Source organism: Frankia nepalensis (assembly GCF_016786325.1).
GTDB lineage: Bacteria > Actinomycetota > Actinomycetes > Frankiales > Frankiaceae > Pseudofrankia > Pseudofrankia nepalensis.
This window is the reverse complement of sequence record NZ_JADWYU010000039.1, coordinates 1-11,673: the sequence shown is the minus strand read 5'-3', so window position 1 is coordinate 11,673 and position 11,673 is coordinate 1. Positions and strand designations below refer to the sequence as shown.

The 11,673-nt window shown below is 73.6% G+C and carries 7 protein-coding genes and 1 rRNA gene; 5 read left to right on the top strand and 3 right to left on the bottom strand.

Translation table 11 applies throughout. The features are described 5' to 3' along the window. Positions 1 to 72: ribosomal RNA gene (rrf, locus tag I6A81_RS46485) — 5S ribosomal RNA — on the top strand; the annotation flags it as partial. Between the two features lie 282 nt (positions 73 to 354). Here the strand turns inward: rrf and I6A81_RS01880 are convergent. Further along, on the bottom strand, positions 355 to 1,701 hold the full coding sequence (locus I6A81_RS01880) for a hypothetical protein (RefSeq protein WP_203002711.1): 1,347 nt from the start codon (positions 1,699 to 1,701) through the stop codon (positions 355 to 357). Positions 1,702 to 1,745: 44 nt separating this feature from the next. Between I6A81_RS01880 and I6A81_RS01875 the strand changes: the two genes are divergently transcribed. Further along, positions 1,746 to 3,404: an NAD(P)-binding domain-containing protein gene (locus I6A81_RS01875; RefSeq protein ID WP_203002710.1), complete on the top strand. Its 1,659-nt coding sequence runs from the start codon at positions 1,746 to 1,748 to the stop codon at positions 3,402 to 3,404. A gap of 81 nt (positions 3,405 to 3,485) precedes the next feature. On the opposite strand, the gene I6A81_RS01870 is transcribed toward I6A81_RS01875, so the two are convergent. Continuing rightward, on the bottom strand, positions 3,486 to 4,229 hold the full coding sequence (locus tag I6A81_RS01870; RefSeq protein ID WP_203002709.1) for a TetR/AcrR family transcriptional regulator: 744 nt from the start codon (positions 4,227 to 4,229) through the stop codon (positions 3,486 to 3,488). Positions 4,230 to 4,737: 508 nt separating this feature from the next. Between I6A81_RS01870 and I6A81_RS01865 the strand changes: the two genes are divergently transcribed. Then, positions 4,738 to 5,901 carry a lipocalin family protein gene (locus I6A81_RS01865; RefSeq protein ID WP_203002708.1) on the top strand — a complete coding sequence of 388 codons (1,164 nt, stop codon included), beginning with the start codon at positions 4,738 to 4,740 and terminating at the stop codon, positions 5,899 to 5,901. A 385-nt stretch (positions 5,902 to 6,286) separates the two neighbouring features. Then, the gene (gene fxsT, locus I6A81_RS01860; protein ID WP_203002707.1) at positions 6,287 to 9,088 is read left to right on the top strand and encodes an FxSxx-COOH system tetratricopeptide repeat protein; all 2,802 of its coding nucleotides are present in this window, start codon (positions 6,287 to 6,289) and stop codon (positions 9,086 to 9,088) included. A gap of 121 nt (positions 9,089 to 9,209) precedes the next feature. Here the strand turns inward: fxsT and I6A81_RS01855 are convergent, their stop codons facing one another. Next, complete coding sequence (locus I6A81_RS01855; RefSeq protein WP_238428969.1) at positions 9,210 to 10,046, bottom strand: class I SAM-dependent methyltransferase; 837 nt, start codon at positions 10,044 to 10,046, stop codon at positions 9,210 to 9,212. Between the two features lie 309 nt (positions 10,047 to 10,355). Between I6A81_RS01855 and I6A81_RS01850 the strand changes: the two genes are divergently transcribed. Further along, complete coding sequence (locus I6A81_RS01850) at positions 10,356 to 11,468, top strand: iron-containing redox enzyme family protein (RefSeq protein WP_203002706.1); 1,113 nt, start codon at positions 10,356 to 10,358, stop codon at positions 11,466 to 11,468. The last annotated feature ends 205 nt before the right edge of the window (positions 11,469 to 11,673 follow it).

Here is an 11,673-nt window from a genome sequence, read left to right as displayed (position 1 = left end):
CCGGAAGCTAAGTTCTCCAGCGCCGATGGTACTGCCCGGGAGGCCGGGTGGGAGAGTAGGTCGCCGCCGAAGCTACACATTGACGACGGGCTCGTCGTCCCCGGAGAGGGGTATCCCCTCTCCGCGCGGGACGACGAGCCCGCCGCCATTTCCCTCTGCGCTCAGGCACCTCGTCCAACACGAGCCCGCTGCCGCCGCCTCCACCGCGGCCTACGCCGACCCGGTGTATCCGGTCATCCCCCGTGGCCGCGAATCCGCTGCTTCTCACCGCCAGACGGCATGACCCGACGCGGGACGTACCGGGCGGCCCGCGGCCTGGCGGGCACTCGCCCAGGGTCTTGGGCGGCTAGCGGGTCACGGGGCTGGCCAGCTGGCGGCGCGCCAGATGTTGTCGGCGGAGGTCGACTGGCCGACCACCAGCCCGCCGGCGGACAGGCCCTTCGGGTCGGCCGCGAGGCCGCCGAGCGTTCCGAGTGTGACGAGCCGGCCGTCGTGCCAGAGATAGCCGCCCGGCGAGGCGGTTGGCCCAACGGTTCCGGCCACGAGCACGTCGCCGCCGTCGTTGATACCGACCACGTAGTCGGGGCTGGGGATGCCGAGCCGGGTCGGTGTCGCGTCCGGCTCCGCCGACCACAGCGTGACGTCCCGGGTGGCGCCAGACGGATCCGCGACCACGCCGGCGACCTGGCCGGACCGGTTGATCCGGACCGGCCCCGCGCCGGCGCCGCGCGTGTCGAGCATGGTCAGGTCGCCGGACGTCCAGCGGAAGGCGGGGCGGAAGATGGGCTGGGCTCCGGACGGGAGGTCCTGGTCGTCGAGGACGAGTCCGACCACCTGGCCGGCGTCGTTGATCCCCGTGATGACCGGATGTGTCGTGGCGCCGGTGTCGAAGGTTGTCAGCTCGCCGTCGTCCCAGAGGAAGCCGTGCGCGGTCCCGCCCGACTCGACGAACGCCCGTCCGGCGACCTGCCCGGCCTCGTTCAGGTAGAGGTTGTGCTCGTTGGTGTCCGGGGCGACGCCCAGATCGACGGCCGTGGTTTCGTCGGTCAGGTAGGCCCGCGCCGTCGTCGCGGGGTCGGATCCGGGAGCGTCGCTTCGGCGGGTGATGGCGATCGCGGTGACCTGGCCGCGGTCGTTGAGGTCCTCGGGGATGACCTCGTCGCCGTGGACCGGCAGTACTGTGCTGTGCCCGTCCTGCCAGCGCACCAGGCGCGGGGGTTCGTGCCCGGCGGGGTCCGTGACCAGCCCGACGACCTGGCCGGCGTTGTTCAGCAGACGCGGCTCGATCGGCGCGCCCTCATGCGTCAGCGGAACCGGCCGGGTGCCGGGGGCCAGGTAGTAGAACTCCATCCCGGCGGGTCCCGCCCGGGAGATCACCATGTCGCCCGCGTCGTTGACCGCGTTCGCGGCGGTGGCCCCGTCGAGGTCGGGCGCCACCGCGACGGCCGGCCGCGCCGACGGGCCGTCGCTGGCCGGCGCCGTGGTCGTCGGCGTCCCGGGGTCCGTCCGCGGGTCGCATCCCGCCAGGACGACAGCCGCGACCAGCACGACCGACGCCGCCAACGTCCTCGACGCCACCGACACCGCGGACGTCGCCACGCCCATCGACGCCGCCGACGCCGGGGCGGCGGGGGGCCTGCCGGCCGTGGGCGTGCCCACGACGCGGCGCGGGTTACCGCGCTGTCCGCGAATGGTCCCCATGGGCATTACATGACCTTCTCATGGCCGACCGAGGGTGACAGCCCGTGCAGACGTCTCGAATCCGTTCCGGACCCGGTCCGACGGCCGTCCGGCCCGCCCTGAGCGCGCCCTGGCTGGAGGCCGACGGGCTGCCCCAGGGCGTCTCACTGATCGGATTCGAGGGCCGTGACCAGGATCTCCTCGCCGCGGCCGCCCACTCGACACGATTGTCGGACAGCAAGGATGACGTTCGGGAGACGGACGACCAACCGCAGGAGGCAACGATGACCGAGCGCCTGGCCGAGCTCGAGGCCCGGCTGCGCCGCGACCTCGACCTCACCGCCTTTCCTCGGCCCGAGTGGCTGGCGCCGCGGGTCCACGACGGAAAGCCGGTCCACGACGTCGTCATCGTCGGCGGCGGCCAGGCCGGGCTCACCGTCACGTTCGCGCTGCGCCGCCGCGGCGTGCCCAACACGGTGGTCCTCGACGAGATGCCGGCCGGCGCCGAAGGCCCGTGGACCACCTACGCCCGCATGATCACTCTGCGCACGCCCAAGGGTGTCACCGGCCCCGACCAGGGCGTGCCCTCGCTGACCCCCGAGGCCTGGTACCGGGCCGCCTTCGGCGACGACGCCTGGGAGGCGCTCGGCCGCATCCCGCGGGAGCACTGGCAGGCCTACCTGCGCTGGTATCGCTCGGTCACCGGCGCCGACGTGCGCAACGAGACGAGGGCCACCGGGATCCACCCGGTGCCCGGGCCCGACGGGCAGGGGCCGCTGGTCGAGGTGGCCACGACGGGCGGGGTGTTCCTCGCGCGCCGCGTCGTTCTCGCCACCGGGCTCGCGGGCAACGGCGAGTGGTCGGTGCCCGCCGTCATCCGGGACAACGTGCCGGCCGAGCGCTACGTCCACACCGGGGCGCCCGTGGACTTCGCCCGCTTCGCCGGGCAGCGCGTGGGCGTGCTGGGCGGCGGCGCCTCGGCGTTCGACTACGCGGGCTCGGCGCTGGAGGCCGGCGCGGCGAGTGTCGACCTGTTCTACCGGCGCGCCAGGGTGCCCCGGGTCAACCTGTTCCGGTGGATGGAGTTCTACGCGTTCGGCGCGCACTTTCCCGACCTGCCGGACGAGGACAGGTGGAAGTTCACCGTGCAGTTCCAGCGGACGAACCAGCCGCCGCCGCAGCCGACCTGGTACCGCTGCACCAGGTGGGACACGTTCGCCTGGCACACGTCGGCGCCCTGGAACTCGGTGCGGACGGACGGCGACGAGATCGTCGTCTCCTCCGGCGCCGGCGAGTTCCGCTTCGACGCGCTCATCAGCGGCACCGGGCCGAACGTCGACTTCGGGGCGCGCCCCGAGCTGCGTGGCCTGGGCGCGGTCGTCGCCACCTGGGCCGACCGCTACAAGCCGCCGGCCGAATGGGAGGACGACACGCTGCTGGGCTACCCCTACCTGGGCCCCGGTTTCGAGTTCACCGAACGGGAGCCGGGCAGCGCGCCGTGGGTCGAGCGTGTCCACGACTTCACCTACGGCGCCCGCGTCTCGATGGGCCTCAACGGCAACATGAACTCGGGCCTCGGCGCCGGGGGGCGGCGGCTCGCCGACGCGATCACCCGTTCGCTGTTCCTGGAGGACCGCGACGCGATCTTCGCCTCGTACCGGGCCTACGACGTGGAGGAGCTGGTCGACCTGGGCCGGCCGGGGGAGTCGGACGAGCTCGCCTGACGCGGGCGAACGCAACCCGGCGATCGCCGGCCACTGGGTCGCGGTCCACCCGCCGCCGGCCCCCGAGCGCCGGCCCGGGCGTCAGCCCGTCGCGTCGTCCCGGGCCGCGCGGGCGAGCTCCGAGGCCCGGGCGAGCTCGCGGGTGTAGCCGGCGAGAACCGTGCGTACCTCGTCGAGGTGCGCACCCAGCTCCGGTCCGGCGTCGACCGCGGCGAGGATGAGCGCGGACGTGATCGTCAGGTAGGCGCGGGCGGCGACGGCCTGCCGCGCCGGTGGCAGGTCCGGCGCGTGCCGGGCGATGTAGCGCTCGAGGTAGGCGATCCACTGCCGGGTCTCGCCGGGAGGCTCGCGCAGCGTGGTCGCGAGCAGGCCCCTGGCACCCGGCAGCTCGTCGAGGACCTGCCGCAGCACGGCGACGAACTGGTCGACCGACTCGTCGATGCCGGCAGCGGTGTCGGCGTCGCTGCCGGCTGTGGTGTCGGCCTCGCCGTCGGCCTCAACGCCGTCCGGCCCGTCCGGCCGGTCCGGCTGGTCCGGGCCGGCTCCGGCCGCCGCGGCGGGCCCGGCCAGGAGCGCGGGCTCGACGGAGCCGCGGATCCGGTCGACCCACCGGGCGGTGAGGGTCTCCTTCAGCGCGTTCTTGTTCGCGAAGAACCGGTAGACGGAGCCGATCGACACGCCGGCCCGGTCGGCGATCGCCTCCATGGTCGTGGCGTCGACGCCGACCTCGTCGAACAGCTCGCCGGCGGCCTCGAGGATCCGCTCGAAGGTGGCGACGCTGCGTGCCTGCCGGGCCTGCACGCGCACCCCGACGTCGCGCGGCATCTACGGCCTCCAGTCGGCGTGACGACGGGCGTGAAAACGATGGACTTGAGAACGATGGACTTGAAACATGAGGCTACCCTCACTTATTCTTCCACACGGCGAAGGACGAACCCTCCACTTGGGGCGTTCGCCACGCGGGCCCGTCCACCCCGAGAACGCGGTTCTCGTATCAGGGCTGGGACGGGCAGTGCGACCGTGACGGTTTCGGTCGCGGGGCACCCTCAGGCCGCCGGGCTTCGTCCCTCCGCCCGGGCCAGGCCGTAACGCCGTCATGCCGTAACTCCGAATGCTCACGGACAGGCGCGAGGGGGCGAGGCAGGCCTCTCGCGACACGTCAGGCTTCCGCGCGGCCAAGGGCGGCGGCGCGGAGGGAACCGGCCGGAGACGGACTCCGGAGGCCCGGGCGTTTGGCGCCCTCCGAGATCCCCGCTGGTGGCCGGTCCGCGGGCCGAGAGCCGACCCCACGCCTTTCGGCCCTCGTTTCACCATCCTTCCAGGAGGCACGAAGATGACAGGTCCGCAGTTACCCACCAGACGGCAGTTACCCACCAGACGGCGAGGACGCAGACGACTGGCGGTGCTCCTGGGCGCGTTGTGCGCGCCGCTCCTGCTGGTCCTGACCTCGCCGGGCGCGTCGGCGTTCACCCTGACGCCGGTGTCGCTGCCGGCCGACGAGGCGGCGCACCGGGGCGCCGCGATGGAGTGGTGGTACTTCACCGGGCACCTGCAGGGCACCGACATCTTCGGCGGGCGCCACGAGTACGGGTTCGAGGTGACCCACATCCGCCTGGACGCGCTCGACAGCGAGCCGCTCGCGGCGGCCTACAACGGGCATCTCGCGATCAGCGACATCACCCGCGGCACCTTCAAGCAGAACATGTCCACGATCTCGCTCCAGCCGGACGTCGTGCCCGCGGGCGGGGGCTTCAACAACACCGTCGGCCCGCTGCACATGGACGGCAAGAACGGCGTCAACCACCTGTTCGCCGGGTTCGCGGACCTCAGCTACTCGTCGATCAACCTCACGCTGAGCCAGTCGACCCCGACCGCCAAGCACGGGAACGCGGGCATCATCCCCTACGGCCCGTTCGGCGAGTCGGCCTACTATTCCCAGACGAACCTCAAGGTCAAGGGCACGCTGTTCGACCACGGCCTGCTGGTGAACGTGACCGGCATCGGTTGGCAGGACCACCAGTGGGGCGACTTCGAACCCGGCACCGGCGGCTGGGATTGGTTCGCCATCCAGCTGTCGAACAACACCCAGTACATGCTGTACTTCATCAAGGACGAGAACGAGGAGATCGTCGAGACGGTCGGCACCCTGGTCAAGGCCGACGGCTCGACCACGAACCTCGACCCGGCCCTGGTCACCGAGACCACGCTGGGTTCCTGGACCAGCCCGCACACCGGACACGTGTACGGCCAGAAATGGCGGGTCACCGTGCCCGGCGGCACGCTGACCATCACTCCCAAGCTCGCCGACCAGGAGCTCTACATCCCGCTGATCGCGAACGAGGACACCGGCTCCTACTGGGAGGGCGCGTCCACCGTCACGGGCACCATCAACGGCCAGCCCGTCACTGGGCAGTCCTACGTGGAGCTGACCCCGACCTACACCATGTTCACGCGCGGCTTCGTCTTCGACCTGATCAAGGACGCGCTCGGCCTGTAACCCACCCGCGCACGACCGTCGGGATCATCGCCGGGCAGCCCAGGGCCCCCAGCGGCACGGCGATGACGACCTGACGACGACCTCACCAGGTGGGGCGGGCGACGACGGACGCGACGGGCACCCCGTCCGGAGCGGTCCCGCCCGCCCCACCACCCGCGACCGGCCCGCGGACCACGGCGACCGCCCTCGTCGCGGGATTGCGCGTCGCCTGGCTCGCGGCCCGATCGCCGTTGACCACCTGGACGTACCGGCGTCGACCGTCCGGCCCGTCCCGGAAACACCCCCGCCGCCCCCCGCCGCGCCCGGCCGGGCGCTGCCGATGCGATGATGTACGGCGGCGTGACCGCTCAGGTCCTCTGCGTGACCTCGGCTTTGGGGGTGGCGGGTGGGAGCGGGGCTGACCCGGCGACAGATCACCGAACTGGCCGGGCTCTTCCTGGACGTGTTCACCGTGCACCAGTTGCTCGACGAGGCTCGGATCCCGTCGGGTGACCTGCCGTGGAGTCCGTTCGTTCCCCGCACGTTCTGGACCGCTGTCTCCGACCAGCTCGGGCACGGTATCGCGATCGGCGGCCGCGAACGGCTGCTCGCCGTGCTGCGCGGCCGTTATCCGCAAAGTTCGATGTTCGCCGAAGGCGCCGCGGACCCGGCCGAGCCCGCGAGCGCCGAGGCGGAGATCCCCGGCCCCGGGCCCGCGGTGTGGAACCCGCCACCGAGGCCGGCCCGGTTCGTCGGCCGCGACGACCAGCTCGCCGAGCTCGCCGCCAGGCTCGGCACCGGCACCGGCGCCAACTTCGGCACCGGTCCGGTACCGGCGGTGGCCCTCTTCGGCATGGGCGGCGTCGGCAAGACGGCGCTCGCCGTCGAGTACGTCTACCGGAACAGCGAGCACTACGACGTCGTCTGGTGGGTGCCCGCGGAGCAGGCCGAGCTCGTGCCCGGCCACCTGGCCGAACTCGGCGAGCAACTCGGCCTGCCAGCCGGCGAGAAACCGCCGGTGGTCCTCGCCGAGCTGCGCAGGCGCCGGCGGAACTGGCTGCTCGTGTTCGACAACGCGCAGAACGTCGCCACGGTCGCCCCGTTCCGCCCGACGGACCGGCACGGCCGGCTGCTGGTCACGTCCCGGCGGACCGGCTGGCACACGGTGGGCGCCGGTATCGAGGTCCCGACGCTCGCCCGCGCCGAGTCGGTCGCCCTGCTCACCGCCCACGTTCGTGGTACCGACCTGGCGGCGGACAGGGTCGCCGGCCTGCTCGGGGACCTGGCGCTCGCGGTGGAACAGGCCGCCGCCTTCTGCGAACAGACCGGCACGCCGCTAGACACCTTCGCCGACCTGGTCGAGAACCGGCTCGACGAGGTCATAGAGCTGGGCTTCGTCGCCGACCGCGACGCAGAGATCACGGTCGCTACCCTCTGGGACCTGTCCGTGGAGCGGCTCACCGAGAAGACACCGGCCGCCGTCGAACTGCTCGAGCTGCTCGCCCTGTGCGCCGCCGAACCGCTCCCGCTCGACCTCCTCGCCGGCCATCCCGACCTGCTCGGCACCGGCACCCTCGCCCACGCGGCCGCCGACCCGCTCGCCTGGGCCCGCACCCTCGGCGCGCTGGTCAGCTACAGCCTCGTCCACCGCGCCGACGCCACGATCTGGACCCATCGACTGGTCCAGGCCGCCACCCGCCACCGCCTCGGCCACACCCGCCGAGCCGAGCTCGCGGCCGCCCTGGTCAGCCTGCTCGGCCAGGACCTGCCCGCCGGCATCGTCGGGGCCCCGGACGACTGGCCGCGCTGGCGCGACCTGCTGCCGCACGTCCGCGCCGTCCTCGCGCACGCCGACCAGCCTGGCGACGCGCCGCCCGAGACGTCGACCGCCGCGGCGACGGGCCTGGCCTGGCTGTACGACCGTGCCGCGACCTACCTGCGGGAACAGGGTCAGCCCGGCGACGCCCTCGCCCTGTACCGGCGGGCCCTGGCCATCGACGAGGCCACGCATGGGGGCGACCATCGCACCGTCGCCCGCGATCTCAACGACCAGGCGCAGGCACTGCATGCTCTTGGCCGGCCCGGCGAGGCGGTGCCGCTGCTTCAGCGGGCGCTGGCCATCACCGAGGCCGGGCACGGACCCGACCACCCCGACGTGGCCGCGGTCCTGAGCACCCTGGGCCTGGCGCTGTGCGCGCTGGGCCGGCCCGGCGAGGCGTTGGCGCTGTTCCAGCGGGCGCTGGCCATCACCGAGGCCGCCCATGGGCCCGAGCATCCTGACGTCGCCCGGGACGTCAACAACCAGGCGGCGGCGCTGCGCGACCTCGGCCGTGCCGGGGAGGCGCTGCCCCTGTACCAACGGGCACGGGCCATCAACGAGTCCGTCCACGGCCCCGACCACCCGTCGGTGGCCCGCAACCTCAACAACGAGGCCCTGGCGCTGCGCGACCTGGGCGAGCCCGGCAGCGCGCTGCCCCTGCTGGCGCGGACGTTGGCGATCGGCGAAGCCGTCCACGGGCCCGACCACCCCGCCGTCGCCACGGCCCTGACCAACCAGGCGGAGGTGCTGCGCGACCTGGGCCGCGTCGACGAGGCACTGTCGATCTACCAGCGGGCACTGGACATCGACAGGTCCACCTACGGACCCGAGCATCCCGACGTCGCCCGGGACCTCAACAACCAGGCGCTGGCGCTGCGTGACCTGGGCCGCGCCGACGAGGCGCTCGCCCTCCTCCGGCAGGTGTCGGAGATCATCGAGGCCACTCTCGGGACCGGCCATCCCCATGTCGCCACGGCCCTGACCAACCAGGCGCTGGCGCTGCACGACCTGGGCCGGGCGAGCGCGGCGCTGCCCCTGTACCAGCGCGCCGTGGCGATCGCCGAGGCCGTTCACGGGGCCGAGCACCCGAGCGTCGCGGCCATCCTGACCAACCGGGCGGCGGCGTTGCGTGACCTGGGCCAGGCGGACGAGGCACTGCTGCAGTACCGGCGCGCCCTGGTCATCCGGGAGGCCGCCTACGGGCCCGACCATCCCGCCCTCGCCACGGACCTGAACAACCAGGCGGTGGCGCTGTGCGACCTCGGCCGTCGGGACGAGGCGGTGGCGCCGCTCCGGCGGGCGCTCGCCATCCTCGAGTCGGCGCTCGGTCCCGATCATCCGTACTGCGCGGCCGTCCGGGCGAACCTGACGTCCCTCACCGGGCCATGAGCACCCCGTGGCCCGGGCGGACCGATGGTCGGGCAGGCCGGGCCAGGACGCCCCGCCCGGGTGCCGCTCGGCCCACCCGCGGTCGCCGGGCTGCCTGGCGGATCACCCGGCCAACGGTGGACTACCGGACCAGCGGCGCCGCGGCAGGGAGGGCGCCGCCTGGCCTGGCGGACCCGACGCCGACCACCTCGCGCGTCGTGCGCGCCGCGTGGCCCGTGGCCGGCGAGCCGAGCTCGTCCTCGTCGGGACCCGGCCCGCCGATCGCCATGGCCCGGCCGGCTGTCAGGACTCGCAGCAGGGCCTCGGAGCCGTCGGGGACCGCGGGGTCGGCGACCCAGGTCACGCCGGCGATCACATAACGGTCGTGGGTGAAGAACGCGTGCCCGCGGCGGGCCAGCTCGCCGACGCGGCCGCTCACCTGGCGGTCGCGGGTGTAGGCGCCGAAGACGATCGGCCTCGCCATCCAGTCGGCGACCCGGTAGCCCGCCGCCTGGGCATGGTCGAGCAGGCCGACCGGGTCGGAGATCGAGGAGACGAGCAGCAGGACCGTCTCGAAGCCGGCGGACAGCACCCGTCGGGAGATCTCCGCGCCCGTGTCGCCGCCCCACAGCTCCGGCGAGTGGCCGCGGGCCGGCAGGTAGGGCGGGTTGCCGACCGCGCAGCGCTCGAGCCCCTCGCGGGCGCCGGCGAAGAAGTCCCCGTGGACGATCCGGTAGTTCGCCAGGCCCGACTTCTCGACGATGCGCGCGGCCACCCGGCTGGAGCGCTCGTCCAGCTCGAAGCCGCGCACCGGCACCGCCGACTCCTGCCGCCGCAGCGCCTCGATCATCGGGATGCCGGTGCCCGCTCCCAGCTCCACGACGCCGTCCGCGAGGACCGGGCCGAGCCTGGTATCGGCCAGCAGGTTCTCCAGGCAGGAGGCGTAGAACCCCGACTCGACCGGATCAAAGAACGGCATGCATGGCTCCTGACCGTGCTTGTGACGCTGGGCGATCGGGTATCGCCCGTCCGCCGCGTGCCGCCTGTCGCGGCGTCGACGGGCGAGATACCCGCCACGTGACCCGCCACCCGTTAACCGTCCGGAAACCGGTGGCAAACTATCTGTCATCAATCCTGTCCGCCGTGTGACCAATGAGCGCGTGGTGAAGGAAGCGGTGGCCGCGGCAGCTCCCGAAAGCGACGGTCGGCGCGCGGTTGGGCCGGCGCCGACTGGGCACGTCCCGGCGCATGCGCGCGAAGGTCCATGACCACGACGGCATCCACACCCATGACGACTGAGCTGTCGACGGCTCCCGCGCCGCCGGTTGTCGATCCGGCGAGGACGCGAAGAGGCCGGTACGGGACGGTGCTCGGCCCGCCGGAGCTGGCGCCGAGCGCGCCGCCGGCGGCCAGGGGCACCCTGAGCGAGTACCTGCTGTGCCGGCTGGCCGGCCCGAGGCAGGTGCTGGCCGGGTGGCCCGCCGCGGACGACGACGCGCTGTTCGGCGAGGACGGGGCGCTCGCGCTGTACTGCCTGTACGAGCTGCACTACCGGGGATTCGCCGGCGTCGACGAGGACTGGGAGTGGGAGCCGTCGCTGCTCGCGCTGCGGGCCGAGCTGGAGGAGGACCTGGAGGCGCGGCTGCGGCGGCTGGCCGACGACGTGGGCGATGGCCCGGGTGCCGCCGCGGGTGCCGGTGTCGACCCGGCCGGCGTCCCCGCCGCGCTGCGGGAGATCATCGGCTGCTCGACGGGGCCGTCGCTGTCGGGCTACCTGGCCGAGGAGGGCTCGCTGGAGCAGTTCCGCGAGTTCGCCATCCACCGGTCGCTGCTGCAGCTCAAGGAGGCGGACCCGCACTCCTGGGCGATCCCCCGGCTGTCGGGCGCGGTCAAGGCCGCCCTGATGGAGATCCAGATGGACGAGTACGGCAACGGCCGGGCACCCGACGCGCACCAGAACCTGTTCGGCGTGACCATGCTGGCGCTCGGCCTGGACCCCGGCTATGGCCGCTACCTCGACCGGGTGCCCGCCACGACGCTCGCGACGGTCAACCTGCCGACGTTTCTCGGCCTGCGCCGCCGGATGCGCGGGGCGCTCGTCGGCCACCTCGCCGTCTTCGAGATGACCTCGGTGGAGCCGATGAGCGCGTACGCCGCGGCGTTGCGCCGCCATGGACTGCCGCCGGGCGCCCGCCACTTCTTCGAGGTGCACGTCGTCGCCGACGCCCACCACCAGGCCGTGGCGGCGGAGGCGCTCGCCGGGGGACTGGCCCGCGCCGAGCCGACACTCACCGACGACATCCTGTTCGGCGCGCGCGCCGTCATGGCCGTCGAGGGCCGGTGCTCGGCGGCGATCCTCGACGCCTGGCGCGCCGGCCGCTCCTCCCTGCGCGCCGGCTGAGCGGCCCCGGCCGCGTGGTTTCTCGCTGGTCGGCGCCACGCGGCCGAGAGGCCGGCGGGCGAGCGGTCCCGGCGAACGAGCGGCAGCCAGGGCGCCCGTCCCGCCACGGTGGTACCTCCCGGTGACCCCCGCCGGGGGGGCGCGGGGGCCGGGGGGTCGTGGGCCCGGGGCCGGCCCCGGCCCCCCCGCAGCGCGGTCGCCGCCC

Bases quoted from the DNA above. Each gene is read 5' to 3' on its own strand.
- I6A81_RS01880 (WP_203002711.1), bottom strand. From the start codon at position 1,701: ATGGGGACCATTCGCGGACAGCGCGGTAACCCGCGCCGCGTCGTGGGC.
- I6A81_RS01870 (WP_203002709.1), bottom strand. From the start codon at position 4,229: ATGCCGCGCGACGTCGGGGTGCGCGTGCAGGCCCGGCAGGCACGCAGC.
- I6A81_RS01865 (WP_203002708.1), top strand. From the start codon at position 4,738: ATGACAGGTCCGCAGTTACCCACCAGACGGCAGTTACCCACCAGACGG.
- I6A81_RS01855 (WP_238428969.1), bottom strand. From the start codon at position 10,046: ATGCCGTTCTTTGATCCGGTCGAGTCGGGGTTCTACGCCTCCTGCCTG.
- I6A81_RS01850 (WP_203002706.1), top strand. From the start codon at position 10,356: ATGACGACTGAGCTGTCGACGGCTCCCGCGCCGCCGGTTGTCGATCCG.